The 15,802-nt window shown below is 69.5% G+C and carries 15 protein-coding genes; 4 read left to right on the top strand and 11 right to left on the bottom strand.

Annotation, left to right across the window (positions count from 1 at the left end):
- Positions 1-2 precede the first annotated feature (2 nt).
- From HUW62_RS25610 to HUW62_RS25625, 4 genes are all read right to left on the bottom strand, one after another.
- A complete protein-coding gene (locus HUW62_RS25610) occupies positions 3-326 on the bottom strand; it encodes an ATP-dependent Clp protease adaptor ClpS (RefSeq protein WP_163870093.1) in 324 nt (107 codons plus the stop codon).
- Positions 327-369: 43 nt separating this feature from the next.
- A complete protein-coding gene (locus tag HUW62_RS25615) occupies positions 370-1,530 on the bottom strand; it encodes a GNAT family N-acetyltransferase (protein WP_176435879.1) in 1,161 nt (386 codons plus the stop codon).
- A gap of 74 nt (positions 1,531-1,604) precedes the next feature.
- Positions 1,605-2,045, bottom strand: a complete 441-nt coding sequence (locus HUW62_RS25620) for a hypothetical protein (protein WP_163870095.1) — start codon at positions 2,043-2,045, stop codon at positions 1,605-1,607.
- 39 nt (positions 2,046-2,084) lie between these two features.
- Positions 2,085-2,657 carry a DUF2378 family protein gene (locus tag HUW62_RS25625; protein ID WP_176435880.1) on the bottom strand — a complete coding sequence of 191 codons (573 nt, stop codon included), beginning with the start codon at positions 2,655-2,657 and terminating at the stop codon, positions 2,085-2,087.
- A 198-nt stretch (positions 2,658-2,855) separates the two neighbouring features.
- Here HUW62_RS25625 and HUW62_RS25630 point away from each other — a divergent pair, with 198 nt between their 5' ends.
- Together HUW62_RS25630 and HUW62_RS25635 are read left to right on the top strand one after the other, a co-directional pair.
- Positions 2,856-3,422, top strand: coding sequence for a NifU family protein (locus tag HUW62_RS25630; protein ID WP_163870097.1), 567 nt, complete (start codon positions 2,856-2,858; stop codon positions 3,420-3,422).
- A 113-nt stretch (positions 3,423-3,535) separates the two neighbouring features.
- Positions 3,536-4,351 (top strand): SAM-dependent methyltransferase, encoded by an 816-nt coding sequence (locus tag HUW62_RS25635; RefSeq protein ID WP_255203637.1) that lies wholly within the window; start codon positions 3,536-3,538, stop codon positions 4,349-4,351.
- Positions 4,352-4,413: 62 nt separating this feature from the next.
- Here HUW62_RS25635 and HUW62_RS25640 read toward each other — a convergent pair whose 3' ends face one another.
- The 4 genes from HUW62_RS25640 to HUW62_RS25655 form a co-directional block, all read right to left on the bottom strand.
- Entirely contained in the window at positions 4,414-6,108 is a 1,695-nt protein-coding gene (locus HUW62_RS25640) for a pseudouridine synthase (protein ID WP_176435882.1), read from the bottom strand.
- 66 nt (positions 6,109-6,174) lie between these two features.
- The gene (locus HUW62_RS25645; RefSeq protein WP_205522832.1) at positions 6,175-7,452 is read right to left on the bottom strand and encodes an APC family permease; all 1,278 of its coding nucleotides are present in this window, start codon (positions 7,450-7,452) and stop codon (positions 6,175-6,177) included.
- Between the two features lie 145 nt (positions 7,453-7,597).
- The gene (locus tag HUW62_RS25650; RefSeq protein WP_163870100.1) at positions 7,598-8,722 is read right to left on the bottom strand and encodes a class I SAM-dependent RNA methyltransferase; all 1,125 of its coding nucleotides are present in this window, start codon (positions 8,720-8,722) and stop codon (positions 7,598-7,600) included.
- Between the two features lie 54 nt (positions 8,723-8,776).
- Positions 8,777-9,529 carry a 1-acyl-sn-glycerol-3-phosphate acyltransferase gene (locus tag HUW62_RS25655; RefSeq protein WP_163870101.1) on the bottom strand — a complete coding sequence of 251 codons (753 nt, stop codon included), beginning with the start codon at positions 9,527-9,529 and terminating at the stop codon, positions 8,777-8,779.
- Positions 9,530-9,831: 302 nt separating this feature from the next.
- Here HUW62_RS25655 and HUW62_RS25660 point away from each other — a divergent pair, with 302 nt between their 5' ends.
- Entirely contained in the window at positions 9,832-10,722 is an 891-nt protein-coding gene (locus HUW62_RS25660) for an oxidoreductase (RefSeq protein WP_163870102.1), read from the top strand.
- On the opposite strand, the gene HUW62_RS25665 is transcribed toward HUW62_RS25660, so the two are convergent.
- The 3 genes from HUW62_RS25665 to HUW62_RS25675 all read right to left on the bottom strand — a co-directional run bounded on the left by HUW62_RS25665 (position 10,700) and on the right by HUW62_RS25675 (position 14,129).
- Complete coding sequence (locus tag HUW62_RS25665; RefSeq protein WP_176435883.1) at positions 10,700-12,331, bottom strand: ATP-binding protein; 1,632 nt, start codon at positions 12,329-12,331, stop codon at positions 10,700-10,702. The two genes, HUW62_RS25660 and HUW62_RS25665, sit on opposite strands and share 23 nt — an antisense overlap.
- A gap of 243 nt (positions 12,332-12,574) precedes the next feature.
- The gene (locus HUW62_RS25670) at positions 12,575-13,738 is read right to left on the bottom strand and encodes a TIGR02266 family protein (RefSeq protein ID WP_176435884.1); all 1,164 of its coding nucleotides are present in this window, start codon (positions 13,736-13,738) and stop codon (positions 12,575-12,577) included.
- Between the two features lie 16 nt (positions 13,739-13,754).
- Positions 13,755-14,129 carry a response regulator gene (locus tag HUW62_RS25675; RefSeq protein WP_141645963.1) on the bottom strand — a complete coding sequence of 125 codons (375 nt, stop codon included), beginning with the start codon at positions 14,127-14,129 and terminating at the stop codon, positions 13,755-13,757.
- Between the two features lie 82 nt (positions 14,130-14,211).
- Between HUW62_RS25675 and HUW62_RS25680 the strand changes: the two genes are divergently transcribed.
- Positions 14,212-15,603: a M20/M25/M40 family metallo-hydrolase gene (locus tag HUW62_RS25680; protein WP_163870105.1), complete on the top strand. Its 1,392-nt coding sequence runs from the start codon at positions 14,212-14,214 to the stop codon at positions 15,601-15,603.
- Positions 15,604-15,802: the final 199 nt, after the last annotated feature.

Below are 15,802 nucleotides of genomic sequence, written 5' to 3' on the forward strand. Positions count from 1 at the left end.
GTTCAACCTTCCTCGGGTTCCATGGAGAGCCGAAGCGGGAACCCATTGTCCCGAGCCGCGGCCTCCACCGTCTTGAGCTTCGTCTCGGCGACCTCGAACGTATAGACGCCGGCCACTCCGACTCCGTTGTAATGAATGTGCAGCATGATCTGCACGGCATCCGACTCCGACTTGTGGAAGACCTCCTTCAGGACGGCCACCACGAACTCACGCGTCGTGTAATTGTCGTTGTGCAGAAGCACCTTGTAGAGCGTCGGTTTCTTGAGCTTCTGCTTGGGTACGGTCTCCGTGACGACGGAGCTGTCGTGCTCGTCCTTCTGCGCCATAAGTCTGTCGGACTCCCTTTGATGACCTCGGAAGCGGGCCGTTTCAGGCCTCTCCCTTGAAACCCGTCTCCGCCCGCCACTGGGGCAGCCCTCCCCGGACGGCTGCCCGCTCGTGCTCCAGGAAGCCACGCACCGCCCGCTCCAACCCCGGGTGGAGGAGCAGGTGGGCACTGTACGTGAGGCGGGGCTCGAAGCCTCGGGTGAGCTTGTGCTCTCCGCCAGCGCCGGGCTCGAACCGCGTCAGGCCCTGTTCAATGGCCTCCGCCACGGGGTGGTAGAGGCAGACGTTGAAGTGAAGGAATGGATGCTCCTCGAAGCATCCCCAATAACGGCCGTAGAGGACCTGTGGCGCCCTGAAATTGAACGCGCCGGCCACCAGGGCCCCTTCCCTCCGGGCCTCCACCAGCTCGCAGCGGTGCCGGAAGTGGGCGACCATCCGCGCGAAGAAGTCGCGGGTGAGGAAGCGCGCGCCCCACGGGTACTTGTCCACCGTGGAGACGTAGAGGCGGTGCAGCGTGTCCACGTCCACCGACTGAAGGGCCTCGCCCCGCACGGTGCGCAGCGTCAGGCCCTGCTCGGAGGGGGCTCGCAGCTCGCGCCGCACCTGGTTGCGCCGCTTGGAGTGGAAGCGGGCGAGGAAGTCCTCCATCGTCCGGTAGCCGGCGTTCTGCCACTGGTACTGGACGCCCAGCCGCAGGGCGAAGCCCTGGGCCTCCAGCGTGGGCAGCTCCTCCTCGGTGGGGAAGAGGACGTGGATGCCGGAGAGGTGCTCGGCGCGGGCGAACTCCAGGGCACCCGCATACAGCTCCGCCTCGCGGGCGGCGCGGTCCTCGCCGGGGGCCACCAGCACGCGCCGGCCGGTGGCGGGAGTGAAGGGGACGGTGAAGACGAGCTTCGGGTAGTAGCGCAGGCCCGCGCGCTCGGCGGCGGTGGCCCAGGGCGCGTCGAAGACGAACTCGCCCTGGCTGTCGTCCTTGAGGTACGCGGGCGCGGCGGCGACGAGGCGCGAGCCGCGCCACAGCGTCAGGTGCCGGGGGTGCCAGCCGCGCTCCGGCACCGCGCTGCCGCTGTCCTCGAGCGCGGCCAGGAAGGCCCACTCCAGGAAGGGCACTGCCGCCTCGTCCACGAGCCCGTCCCAGAGGGACGCGGGCACCTCGTGGATGGAGGTCAGGATGCGCAGGGTGGTGGGCAGCGGGGTGGACATCGGCGTCGGCGCGAGGTGGTTTCGGGGCCAGCCTATAACGACGGCGGCCCCCCCTCGCCACGCCCGGCCGGCCGCTACTTCCCGCGTGTCAATTCGGCGGCAAGGAAGCGGCCCGCTTCGGCCAGGCCAGCGTCGCCTCGACGACGTCCCTCCTCGGTCTCCATGACCCGGCGGGCCGCGTCGCTGGCGGTGCCGGCCTCCAGGTCCGCCAGGACGAGGAACGCGCTCCAGGCGGGAGACGCGGGCGCCACGCGGCCCGGGCGGGTGGGACGGTCCCCCAGGGTGGTGGCGACCTTCTCCAGGAGCCCGTCGTCGTTGAGCCGCTTCGTGGAGCCCTTCATGGCGGCCCACGCGGACTCCAGCAGCGCGGGCAGCATCCTTCCGGCGAGGGCGGCGGAGAGCCGCTGCCCGGCCTCCTCCTCGTCGATCTGGTGCGCCTGGGCGTAGGTGGGGGCCAGCTTGGCGACCACCACGGCGCGAGTGGCGAGGTGGGCGAGTCGGGGAGGGTAGGACATGGGCGCTCCAGTGGGCGCCGTCGACGACCCGGGCGCGAGTTACCAGCGGACCAACAGACGGTAACCGTCCGCGCTGCGCTCCTCTACCGTGATTCGGGGCTGGGCGTTGGCCAGTTCCAACATCCGCTCCAGGCCGCCGGCCATCAGGTCCGGTCGGTTGTATCGGTCGGTGATGTGCAGCCGCCGGCCCCGCTCGCCCACCGGGGACATGGTGATTTCGATGTCGGCGCGGCCCATCATCGCCAGATACCGGGGGATGCGCTCCGCGGCGCGCGCGGGGCCAATCATGGGCAGGGCCACCGCCGCCACGCGTCCCACCAGCGTCTCCGCGAAGCCGTTGACGAGCGTGCGACCGACCTGCCGGTAGCCCTCCTCATCACTCAGCTCGCCGAAGGCCTCCTGGCGCGCCAGGGCCGCCGTGCGCTGCCAGACCTGGACGGGGTAGTCCATCTCCGGCTTCTTGATGTCGTAGCCCAGCAGGGCCAGCTCCTCCGCGAACCGGCCCGAGACCTTCAGCCCCCGCACGAACAGTCCCTCCAGCACGCTTCCGGGAATGCGGGGCGGCGGAGGCTGGGGCTGCTCGGTGGGACGGCGCAGGGGACTGATGGCCATGTGAGGCTCACAGGGGGCGCGGAGGTCCGTCCACCATAGTGGAGTTCCGATTCTGCCGCGAATTCGGGCTGTTCTTTTATTCCCCGATGAGACAGGGGGAGCGGACGTGGCGGGGAGGGGAGCGGAGGTTTGATTCCCCGAGGGTCGGGTTGCTATGGGGCCGCGAGCGCCTTAGAGGAGAGGACCGAGGAGAACTGCATGTCGGTGAACATCCAGCTGGAATGGACCCCCAACCCGAGCACGCTGAAGTACGTGGTGGATCGGAAGCTGTTGGCGGGCGGCGCGGTGAGTATCACGAATCCCCAGGATGCCCTGGCGAAGTCCCCCCTCGCGCGCAAGCTCATGGACGTGCGCGGTGTGACGGCGGTGATGATTGGCACCAACTTCGTGACGGTGACGAAGGGGGATGAGGGTGAGTGGGACGAGCTGAATGACCAGGTGATGGAGACCCTGGATACGCACCTGACGGCGAACGAGCCGGTGGTGGACGAAGAGGCGATCGCGGCGGCGCGTCAGGCGACGGCGAGCGACGGTGGTGGCTCGGTGGAGGCCCGCATCCGGGACATCCTGGACGCGGAGATTCGTCCGGCGGTCGCGATGGACGGCGGCGACATCACCTTGGACCGCTTCGAGGACGGCATCGTCTACCTGCACATGAAGGGTTCGTGCGCGGGCTGTCCGTCGTCGACGGCGACACTGAAGATGGGCATCGAGGGGCGCCTGCGGGAGATCATTCCCGAGGTCCTCGAGGTGGTGTCCATCTGAGGCGCAACGTCAAGGCTTCGCAGGTCCGGCGGGAGCTCCTGCCGGACCAGTCGCAGGCGCTCTTGCGCGAGCTGCACCTGCTCACGCGCGAGGGCCACCTCAACGCGGATGCGCTGCGCAAGCTCAAGCAGGTCAACCACCTGATGGGGCTGTTGCGCCCGGCGGTGGAGGACGTGAAGGCGCGCCACCCCGAGTCCTCCGTGTTCGTGGATGCGGGCAGTGGCAACGCGTACCTGGGGTTCGTGCTCTACGAGCTGTTCCTGAAGGATGTCGCCGCGGGCACGTTGCTGTCGGTGGAAGGGCGTCCGGAGCTGACGGAGCGCGCGAAGGGGCGTGCCGAGCGGCTGGGCTTCTCGCGGATGCAGTTCCAGACGGCGCACATCGACCAGGCCGCGTATCCGGAGCGCATCCATCTGCTGATGGCGCTGCATGCGTGTGACACGGCCACGGACGACGCGCTCATCGCGGCCGTCCGTCATGGCGCGGACCACGTCGCGGTGGTGCCGTGCTGTCAGGCGGAGGTGGCCGCGCAGTTGAAGGAGAATCGCCAGGCGGCGCACGGGAGCATGGGCCTGTTGTACGCGCATGCGTGGCACCGGCGCGAGTTCGGCTCGCACCTGACGAACGTCATCCGCGCGCTGACGCTGGAGTCGTTCGGATATCAGGTGACGGTGACGGAGCTGACGGGCTGGGAGCACTCGTTGAAGAACGAGTTGATCCTCGCGCGGCGGGTGCACCGGGACAATCGGCGGGCGCGGATTCAGCTCGAGCGGTTGTTGGCGGAGACGGGCGTGAATCCGAAGCTGACGCGGGAGCTGGGCGTGAAGCCCGCTGCGTCCGTGGGCGGCGCGGTCCCTGTCGAGCCACTGCCCGAGGCGCCGCAGATGGTGTCTTCCGAAGAGGAAGCAGCGCCGACTGTCGAGGGCTGAGCGTGTGACGAGGAGGCTCGTGAAGGGCCTCCTCGTTGCGCACGAGCCACGCGACTGGAGAGTCAGAAGGGTGCTGGGCAGTCGAAGGTGATGCTCTCTCCTGTCCTTGGATGCTGGAAGGTGAGCGACTCCGCGTGGAGCATGAGGCGTTCGCCGTCGCGGCCGTAGAGCCGGTCTCCGACGATGGGCGCTCCGAGCCCGAGTGGATGCGAGGCATGGACCCGGAGTTGATGTGTCCTCCCCGTGAGCGGGAAGAAGGCCACGCGGGTCCGTCCTTCACGCCGTTCGAGGACGCGCCACTCCGTCACGGCGGACTTGCCGTGGACCGGGTCGTGAATCTGTCGAGGCCTGTCGTTCAGGTCGACGCGCATCGGGAAGTCGATGCGGCCCTGGTCCTCCCGCACGTGTCCGTCCACCCACGCCACGTAACGCTTCCGCACTTCACGGTGCACGAACTGACTCTGCAGCGACGCATGCGTGCGTGAGTCGAGCGCCGCGACGAGCAGCCCCGACGTGTCCAGGTCCAGCCGGTGCACCAGGAGCGGGCCCGTGGCCTGGGGATGTCGGGCCTTCAGTCGCGTGAGCACGGAGTCCGTGAGCGACTCCTCGCGTCCCGGCACGGACAGCAGCCCATGGGGCTTGTTGATGACGACGAGCCACGGGTCTTCGAACAGCACCGTCAGCGCCCCAGGGGCCGAGGGGGGCGGTGAGAAGATTCGAGGAGGCGCGACCTGGAGTCCCTCCAACATGAAGGGGAGCAGCGGGCCGCACTTGTCGCGACACGCGGCGTAGTACGCGCCGGAGACACGTCCTCCCGCCGGAGGCGCCGAGCCCCACCAGAACTCCGCGAGCGCGAGAGGGCGCAGCCCATGGGCATACGCATACGCGAGCAACTTGGGCGCGGCGCAGTCCGCGGCGCCGGAGGGAGGTTGGCCGCGCTCGTACAGAGTTCGCAGGAGGCGACGCTCACCAATCGCACTGGTGATGGCGTAGGTGTCGTGGATGCGCCGCATGAGCGCACGGCTCACCATGTGGCGCAGGCGCTCCACGGCACGCAGTCGTCGCTCCAGCCGTGCGAGCTTTGGCTCGATTCGCTGTCGCTCTTCCGCATGGGTGGCCTCCAGCCTTCTGCGCTCGGCCTTGTCTCCTCGGCTCTCCTGGTCGAGCGCGTGGAGCGCGGCGCGTTGCTCCGTGCTGACGCCTTCCCCAGAATGCGCTGGCTGATTCCGGGTGAGTTCATCCCGGCGCGCATGACGTTGCTTGCGCTTGGCCTCGTGTCGCTCACGCAGTGCCGAAAGCTCCGCCGTGTGTCGGGCCGACTGGGCCGCCTGCGCGGTACGTAGTTCGAGGAATTCGGGCGCTGTACTCAGTGCCTCATACCGAGCCAGCAGCGCCTTCACCGTCACCTCGCCCGTGGGCTCCAGGTGCGCGCGCGCCTCGCGGTCGAACAGGGGTGGAACGAAGCCCTCCACATCCCAGCGTCCGGCGAGCATCCCCGAGAAGGCCCGCAGGAACCCGATGCGTCCATCCGGCAGGCGCACCACGAGCACGCCGAACATCTTCCCGCCCTCGGGATTCTCCAAGAGGGACGTGGGTACGTCCGGAGCGAGGTGCCCCGAGCGCAGCTCCGCTTGAAGCACCTCCGCCGCCTGTCGAGCCAGCGTCGAAGGCTCCAACTCGTCGAAGGGACTGGGAAAGCTGCCTCCCTCCTCGGGAGGACTCGTCCGGGGCTCGAAGAGGGTGACACGCGCGTCCACGCGCTCACCGCTAGCATGAAACCCGGGCCCCCGGCGAACGGGCCCGGGAGCCAGGCACGCCCTGGGTTACTCGAGCGCGGCCTTGCCGTCCGGCTTGCGCTGGAAGCGATACAGCACGAAGCCGACGGCGAGCGCGATGGCCCCGGCGATGAGGTTCTTTCGCTCGGCGCTCAGTGCGAACACGACACACAGCGAGGCGGCGGCGATGGGAATCACCGGTCCCCCGGGGATGCGGAACGCATTGGCAGGCTGCTGGAGCTTGCGCCTCAGCACGGGCACCGCCACCGCCGTTCCGAAGTACGTCGCCAGTCGAGCCACAACGGAGAGCGTGGCGAGCACTTCGAACGAGCCGGAGAAGGCGAGCGGCAGGGCGATGGCGGTCTGCAGCACGATGGCGAACATCGGCGTGCGGTAGCGCGGGTGCAGCGTGGCGAGCGCCGCCGGGCCAAAGCCGTCCTGCGCCAGCGCGTAGAGGTAACGCGGCCCCGCGAGCACCGTGTTGCTGTTGGTGCCGAGGATGGACAGGACCCCGCCCACCGTCATCAGGAGTCCGCCCCAACCGCCGAGGAAGCGCGCGGCGGCATCCGCGAGTGGTGTCTTCGCGTCCACGACACCCGGCAGCGTGCCCAGGGCGACCCACTGCACCGCCGTGTAGATGAGCGTGACGACGCCAATCTGGACGATGAGCGCGAAGGGCACGTCCCGGCGCGGGTTCTTGAACTCACCCGCCGGGGCGGCGGTGTTCTCGAAGCCCGCGTAGGCGAACAGCAGCAGCAACACGGCGGCGCCCAGGTTGCCTTCATTCTTCGCGACCACCGAGGTGGCCAGCGGAGTGGACACGAAGAAGATGCCCACGCCGATGAAGATGAGCAGCGGCACCGTCTTGGTGATGGCCAGGAACACAGCGGTGCGCGCACCACCCTTCACACCAACGACGTTGATGGCGGTGAGTGCGAGCAACGGAAGCGCGATGGCCAAGGCCTGGCCAAGGCCCTCGTTGGCGCCGGGCCACAGGTAGCCGAGCGCGCGAGAGAATCCCACGGACAGCGAGGCCACCGACGAGACGCGGGCCAGCCACGTCATCCAACCCACCTGGAAGCCGACCAACTCACCGAAGGCCTCGCGCGTGTAGAGGTACGCGCTGCCGGGCTTGTCGAAGTAGCTGGCGGCCTCCGCGAAACACAGCACGAGCAGCAGCACGGCCAGTCCCGCGAGCACCACGGCACCCGTGCTCGCGGAGCCGAGGTTGGCCGCGGCCGCGGCGGGCAGGAGATACACCCCGCTGCCGATGACGTCGTTGATGGAGAAGCCCACCAGTTCCCAGCGGGAGACCGCGCGCTTCATTCCAAGGTCTTGAGGCGTCGAATCGCTACCAGTCGTCATGGTGGGGTGGGGGAGGCCGGGGTGGACCTGACAGGGACGACCACTGGAGCATACGCGGAGCGAAACCGCGAATCCGGGCCCACCCGCGCCCCTCACCGAGCACGGCTCAAGAGGTCAGCAGCAGCCGGCAGCGCAGCCCGCCGTTACGCACGGGCAGACTGCGCGCGCCCGGCAACTCCAGTGCCTTCACCAGCGCGGAGTCATCCGGAACTATCAATGCAGCGCGCCAGCCCGCGAAGCCCTTGCGAACCGTGTTGCCGAGCGCGCGATAGAGGCCGGGCAGGTCCTCGCCTTCGCCCAGCCGCTTGCCGTAAGGCGGATTCGCGACCAACAGCCCAGGCCCACCCGAGGGCGCCGTCAACGTGCGCAAGTCCTTGCGCTCCAGCGCGAGCGTCATGCCCGCGCGCCGTGCATTCCGTCGAGCCGTGCCCAGCGAACCCGCGTTGATGTCAAAGCCATACACGGCCGCTCGCGGTGCCGGCAGCGACTCCGCCTCCGCGCGCGCCTTGCGAGCGGCCCACGCGCTCGTGTCGAAGCCCGGGAAGGACTCGAACGCGAAGCCATGCAGCAGGCCCGGCGCGCGGCGCATGGACATCCACGCGCCCTCCACCAGGAAGGTCCCCGAGCCGCACATCGGGTCCACCAGCGGCTCTGTGCCGTCATACCCGGCCAGCATCAAGAGGCCCGCCGCGAGCGTCTCCCGAAGGGGCGCGCGGCTCACCTCCTGGCGATAACCCCGGCGATGCAGCGGCTCCCCGCTGGTGTCCGCGCTCACGGTGAAGTCATTGCCCTCCACGCGGACCAGCAACGTGAGCCCCGGCCCGCCTTCGTCATCGAGCGGCCCCGCGCGGCTCACGTCGGCCAGTCCCCAGGCCTTCGCCGCCGCGGAGAACACGATGCCCTGGCTCGGGACTCCCGCGCGGTGCAGCGTCACCGAGAGCCGGGGCGGCGCGCTCCGGTCCCACGTACGTGACAGGTCCAACCCGCGCAGGCCGCGTATCAACGCCCCCTCGTCACTCGCGTGGAAGGTGCCCAGCCGCAGCAACACCCGGCTCGCCGTGCGCAAGCGCAGGTTGGCCTCCTGGTGCAGCCCCGGGGGCCCTTCGAGCTCCACACCGCCTTCGACGAGGAAGGGCTTCCAGCCCAGCGCGGAGCACTCCGCTTCCAGCGCGGTCTCCAGTCCGGGGAGAGTGGAGACATAGACATGTTCAGGGGCGCGGGCGGTCGTCACGGGGGACCCCTATTGTCAGTGCTCCCGTGGCGACCGCAACGCCTCATTGCGGAATCACGGCGGCGCCGCGGCGGGAGCCGCGGACTCCAGCGGCCGGGGCACCCGGGGCGCGTCATCCGCGTAGACGCCCCGGTACTCGGGAGGCAGGAGCCTGGCCACCCGGCGCATCATCGCGTCCACCAGCGCCTGCCTGGGGTCCTCCGCGCCGACGACTTCGGGCTCCAGGTCCTCCATGCGGAACGCGGGGCCCACCCGCACACGGACGTGGGCGTGATACAGCCGCTCGCCGCCCATGTCCGAGTCGTTGATGGGCATCAGCTTCTCCGTCCCCATCAGCGCTATCGGCACCACCGGCGCGCCCGCGCGCTTGGCGATGAGCGACACGCCCTTCTTCGCCTGTTGCAACGCGCCATTCCGGCTGCGCGCCCCTTCCGGGAAGATGAGCACCGAGTTGCCGCCCTTGAGCGTCTCCACCGCCCGGCGCACCGCCTCGATGTCCGGCGAGTTGGGCTTGATGGCGATGGTGTCCATCACCTCCGAGGCCAGCCGCGTCATCACCGTGCTCTGGAGCTTCACGCCCGCCAGGAAATGCAGCTTCCGGGGACGGAACGCGCGGAACAGCGTGAAGCCGTCCGCGTTGGACAGGTGGTTGCAGATGTAGAGGCAGGGCACGTCGGGGATGTTGCTCCGTCCCTCCACGACTTCGTCCGCCAGCGCATCCCACACGCCGTCCATCAGGGTTCGCACCACGTGGCGCCGGACACTCTCCGGTAGCCGGGCCATCAGGGAAAAGAGAATGCGGAGCACGCTTCGGTCGCCTCCACCTCGGGGACGCCCGAGAGCATGGACTGGCCGGAGCCCTGGCGTCCGACCAACACCGCCAGGGCTTCAGCGCCACCACTGGCCACCAGAAGATGTAGTCCCGTGACGACTTCAGGTCAGTGCTGACGCAGAGCACCACACCTGCCCGCAAGCCGTCCCGTCGTGCAGCCAACGCTCCGGACCGACTCCGGGGCGGGGCCTCGCCCGGCGCGTCACGAACCGATGACCCCCCGGGCCCACGAGAACCCATCGGCGAGCACCCCGGGTTTGCGCTAAGGGAGGAAGCCATGAGCGCCGTCGAAGCCACCCCCTCGCGCAGCAGGAAGCCCGTGGAGTACGAGGTCACCGTCGCCCACGTGCGGATGGACACGCACGATACGGCGACGCTCTTCCTCGACTTCGGGGAGACCCGGCCGGATTACAAGGCCGGCCAGTTCATCAACATCGACCCGCACCAGTTCCACGCGCTCGGGCGCCTGTCCGCCTACCTGCAGGAACAAAAGGGGCGAAAGGAGCCCCAGCGCTCGTATTCGCTGGCCTCCGCCCCCCACGAGCCCCACGTGGCCATCACCGTGAAGGACGAGGAGTTCATCCCCGGCCTCACCCGCTACCCGCCGCTGTTGTCCCCGTTCCTCGTCCACGGTCGGCTCACCGGCGCGCGCCTCAAGGTGCTGGGCTTCATGGGCCCCTACGTGCTGCCCGACGACGTGGACCAGCGCACGGACCATGTCGTCCACCTGGTGGCCGGCTCCGGCGCGGTGCCCAACTTCGGCATCCTCAAGGACGCGCTCCACCGGAATCTCAAGGTGCGCCACACCCTGCTCATGTCCAACAAGACGTGGAGCGACGTGCTCTACCGGGACGAACTGGAGGCGCTGGAGCGCCAGCACCCGGACCGCGTCCGCCTGGTGCACACGCTCACCCGCGAGCTGGACGAGTCGCGCTTCGGCGCCAACGTGCGCAAGGGCCGCGTCCATCAGTCCCTGCTGGAAGAGCTCATCCCGGACCGGGCCACGTGCCTCGTCTACGCGTGCGGCCCCGCGATTACGCCGTGGGACCGCCGCAAGGCGCTGGAGACGCGCACCCCGGCCACGCCGCGCTTCATGGAGACCGTGCTTGGCCACCTGCACGCGCTCGACATCGACGACAAGCGCATCAGGCGGGAAACCTACGGGTAGGCTCCAGCGGGAGCACCACCTCGAAGCGCGCGCCCCGCTTCTCCCGGCCCCGCGCGCGCACCTGTCCGCCGTGCGCGAGCACCACGCGCTTGACGATGGCGAGCCCCAGGCCCCGCCCGTTGGCGCGGGTGAGGAAGAAGGGCTCGAAGACGCGGCGCGGGTCCACGTCGGGGATGCCCGGGCCCTCGTCCTCCACCACCAGCCGCACGCCGCCCTCCACGGGCTCCACGTTCAGCCGCACGCGCCCACCCGGCGGTGAGGCCTGCACCGCGTTGCGCACCAGGTGCGTCGCCGCGAGCTGGAGCAGCGTCTCGTCGCCCATGATTTCGGGCGTGTCCGGCGCCTCGTCCACGGTGAAGCGCAGCGTGGGCGCGTCCGGCGGACCATGGAGCTGGCCGAGCGCGCGGCGCACCAGCTCTCCCAGGTGCACGGGACGCGGGCGAGGCTCCAATGGGCGCACCACGTCCAGCAAGTCGCGGACGATGTCCTCCAGCCGGATGGCCTCTTCCTCCAGCATGCCCACCGCGGCCTGGCCCGTGGGGCCCAGGTGCGCCTCGCGACGCAGCACCGCCACCGCGTTGAGGATGGCGCCGAGCGGATTGCGCACCTCGTGCGCCACCACGCCCGCGGCCTCGCCGAGCACCGTCAGCCGCTCCTGCGCCACCAGCTCCTCCTGGAGCCGTGTCACCTCGCCCAGGCGCTCCGCCGCCATGTGGTGGTGACGCACGTTCTCGAGCGCGGCCCCGAGCAACTGCGCGAACAGCTCCAGCGTGCCCGCGGAGGCGGGCGTGAGGTCCAGCCCCTGCGCGGTGAGGATGCCGAAGGGCTGGCCCTCCACGAAGATGGGGGCGTCCAGGGCGCGGATGCCGGGTGGATAGGCGCGCTGGATGTCCTCGAAGACCTCGCTCGTGTGGACGCGGTGGGCCGCGCCGAGCGCGTCCTGATGGAAGGCCGCCTTGCGCCGCGCGAGCACCTCCGCCAGGTGCGGCAGCGTGCTCAGGGGGAGCCGGACCTCCGAGAGAGGCATGCCGTAGGTGCGCTCGGCCAGCGCGACGATGGCGGGCTGCTGCCGCATGGGCCCGTGTCGGAACGTGTTCCCCTCGACGAGGAGGATGGCGGAATAGAAGCCCTGGCGGTGGACGGCCTCGATGGCCGTCTCCAGGACCTCGTGCTCATCGCGCGCGCGCAGCATGTCCGCGGCGGCGGCGGCCAGCGCCTCGGTGAGCCGGCGCGTGGTGTCCACCCCCGCCGCGTCGTGCATCAGCACCACCGTCTCGTCCGGCGCGGCGCCCGGCGAATACGTCACCGTCACCGTGTGCTCCCGCCCGTCCTCGCCCCGGATGCGCATCCACAGCGGGCGCTCCGGGCGGTTTCCGTCGCGGGTGACCGCCTCGTGCAGCGCCTCCACCCAGCTTGACTCGACGGGCACGACGCGGGCGATGAGCGCCGAGACAGGCGTGGCCCTCAGCTCGTCGAGGGAGATTCCCATCAGGGCCACCATGGCCGCGTTGGCGGTCACCACCTGATCCCCCCGGACGACCGACGCGGGGGTGGGCAGCCCTTCGAGCAACCAGTAGGCAGGCGGAGCGGCGGAGGCGTCGGCGGGCATGGAGGTCATCCTGGCTGACGGCGCGAGGGCGCCGGGAGGGGGATGCAATCGATATCGCGGTGTCCCGTAGGAAAGGGCGAGGGGACACAGCGAAGGATGGACACCATGAACTTCATGAATGTGATGGGCCGCGATGACCTGGAGCTCAAGGCGGTGATGGCGGTGATGGCGGCGTTCGTGATGACCGGGGCCGTCTTCTTCGGCCAGTTGATGTAGCAAGCCGCCCCGGGCGGACGCTCCCGCTCAGGGCTTCTTCGGGGGCTTGCGGCTCACGAACTGCTGGATGAAATCCCGCTCCTCCTTGCGGAGGCTGCTGAGCCGCAACCCATAACCTCGCGGATTCTTGCCGTCCTCCAGCGAGTTCTCCCAGATGACGGAGCTTCGCAGCGTCATCACGCGCGAGGGGTCATCGAACCGCAGCGTCAGCTCCACCAGGGTGCCCAGCCGCAGCGGCTTGTCCGTCGCGATGAAGAGGCCGCCGGAGGAGAGGTTGATGATGCGGTGGTCCGTGAAGATGCCGGTGTTCTGCATCGACACCTTCACGTCCGCGTGGATGCGATCATCCGCGCGGCGCTCCAGTCCCACGAACTCCGCGCTGGAATAGGTGGGCGCGGCGGCGGCCTTGCGCACCGGAGGCGCGGGCGGCGGAGGCGCGGGCGGCGGCAACGTGTGCGTGCGCTGCACCGGCGGCGGGCGCGGCGCGGCGGGCGCGGATGTCGCGTGCATCACCGGTGGCAGTGGTCGGGCCGGCATCGCGGGCTGCGGGGCAGGCGCGACGGCCACGGGTTGAGGCGCGAGCGCGACGGCGGCCACGGGCTGCTGCACGGGCGCGATGGCGGGAATCCGCGCGGCCACGGGCGGCACCATCGCGGCCGGCGGAGGCGGGGGAGGCAGCGGCCCGTCCATGTCCAACCGGGGAGGCAGCGGCCGGGCCTGCTGGTAGGCGCCCTGCGCGGAGAGCACCTCCACCTCGCGCATGCAGCGCGACAGGAAGTCGAAAATCTCGGCCGACACCGTGCGCAGCTCCGGGTGCGTCTCCGGCGACAGGTGCTCGGGCGAGAAGCGCTTGGCCATGCGGAAGAAGGCCAGCCGCACCTCATCCAGGCTCGCGGTCGGCTTGGCGCCGAAGACCTCGTGAGGCGGCAGGTTCTGCAGCCCCCGGAGCTGGGTGCGCAGGCGCTCGGCCTGCTGTTGCTCCACGGCGGGCGCGGGCCGCGCTGTGCCGAAGAGGTCGCGCAGCTCCGGCAGCTCCTGGACGGCCACCCACTGGGTGCCGTCCCGAGAAGCGCGCACGGCGGCCTTGAGCCGCCCGGAGGAGATGAGCTCTCGAAGGGCCTGGAGTGCGAGCGGGCCCAGTACGCGGCCCAGGTTGTCCGCTACCCAGTAACCGACAGCAGGAGACGACACGCAGACACCTCTGAAGTCAGTGAGCGAGCGCCTGGCGCACGGCCGAGGCGATTTCCAGCGGATGGAAGGGCTTTCCCACGAACCCCACCGCGCCCGCGGCCATGGCCTGCTCCACGACGGGCTCGGCATCCATGCTGCTGATGACGAGCACGCGCGTGTTGGGAGACACCTGCTTGATGGCGCCGAGAACTTCCAGCCCGCTCTTCTTCGGCATGAAGAGGTCCAGGAACATCACCGCGGGCTGCTCGCGCGCTGCCACCGCGAGACCTTCCTCTCCGTCCGCGGCCTCGAGCAACCGCAGCTCGATGCCCGTGTCGGCGATGACGTCCTTGAGGATGCGGCGCACGAAGCTGTCGTCGTCGACGAGCAGCAGTGTCGGGGTGTCGGACATGGCCTCGCATGATACTTGGACCGCGCGACATCCGCGCGAGGACCTGGAGCGCCTGCCTGCCTTTTTAGGTTAAGGGGTGAGCATGCCCATCGCCCAGGCTCTCTCTCACTTCGAGTCCCAGAAGAACGCCTACCTCGAGGACCTCATGGCCCTCGTGCGCATACCCAGCGTCTCGTTTCCCGGCTTCGACGCCGCCCGGGTGCGTCAGAGCGCGGAGGCGACTTCTCGACTCTTGAAAGACCGTGGGTTTGAAAACATCCAGCTACTCGAAATCGACGACGCGCATCCCTACGTCTACGGCGAGGTCCTGAGGTCGCCGGGCGCACCGACGTTGCTGTTGTACGCGCATCACGACGTGCAGCCCGCGGGCGACGAGTCGCTGTGGAAGAGCCCGCCGTTCGAGCCTCGGATGCGCGACGGCCGGCTGTACGGACGCGGCACGGCGGACGACAAGGCGGGCATCGTCGTGCACACGTCGGCGGTGGACGCGTGGCTGAAGGGGACGGGTCGGCTGCCGCTCAACGTGAAGGTCATCATCGAGGGCGAGGAGGAGATTGGCAGCGGGCATCTGTCCGCCTTCTTGCAGAAGCACTCGGCGCTGTTGAAGGCGGACGCCATCGTCCTGACGGACACGGCGAACTTCGACACGGGGCTGCCGTCCATCACCACCGCGCTGCGGGGGCTCGTCACGGTGGACGTGGAGGTGCGCGCGCTGAAGCAGGCGGTGCACTCGGGCATGTGGGGCGGGCCAGTGCCGGACCCGGTGATGGGGCTGTGCCGGATGCTGGCCACGCTGACGAACGCGGACGGCTCCATCGCGATTGAGGGGCTTCAGGAGCGGGTGAAGCCGCTCACGCCGGGCGAGCGCGAGAGCATCCAGTCGCTGCCGGGGAACGAGGCGTACTTCCGCGAGCAGGTGGGGCTGTTGCCGGGCGTGCAGGTGCTGGGTGGGCGTCACCCGTGGGAGATGAACTGGCGACAGCCGAGCATCGCCATCAACGCCATCCAGGCGAGCACGCGCAAGGACGCGCGCAACATCATCTGCGACGCGGCGTGGGCGCGCGTGGGCATCCGCATCGTCCCGGACCTGGAGGCCCAGGACGTGGAGCGGCGGCTGAAGGAGCACCTGAGCAAGGTGTGTCCGTGGGGGCTGGAGGTGAGCTTCCACACGGAGGGGGCGTCGGGTTGGTGGTACACGGACCCGTCGCATCCGGCGTTCCAAGCGGCGTTCCGGGCGTTGGAGAAGGGCTATGGGACGAAGGCGGTGGCCATCGGCTGCGGCGCGTCGATTCCCTTCGTGGAGCCGTTCGCGAAGGAGCTGGGCGGTGTGCCCGCGCTGCTCATCGGCGTGGAGGACCCGTACACCTATGCCCACTCGGAGAACGAGAGCCTGCACGTGGGAGACTGGGAGAAGTCCATCCGCAGCGCCATCCATCTGTACGAGGAGCTGGCGAGCGCGCTCACGGCGCGCTGAGTCGCGAGTCAGTGGATTCGCTCCGGTGGCTTTTTTGGGACGCTGGGGCCGTGCTTACCTCTGAGGGCGACGAGCTTTGGGAGGGGAGGCGCGCGATGTTCAAGGGAGTGGACATGGGGGTGGTGGCCACGAGTCTGGTCACCATCGCGTTCGTGGTGTTGATGCCGGTGGCCGTGGTGCTGTGGGCTCGGCGTCGGCT

The sequence above is a fragment of the Myxococcus sp. AM011 genome, from assembly GCF_013372595.1.
Classification (GTDB): domain Bacteria; phylum Myxococcota; class Myxococcia; order Myxococcales; family Myxococcaceae; genus Myxococcus; species Myxococcus eversor.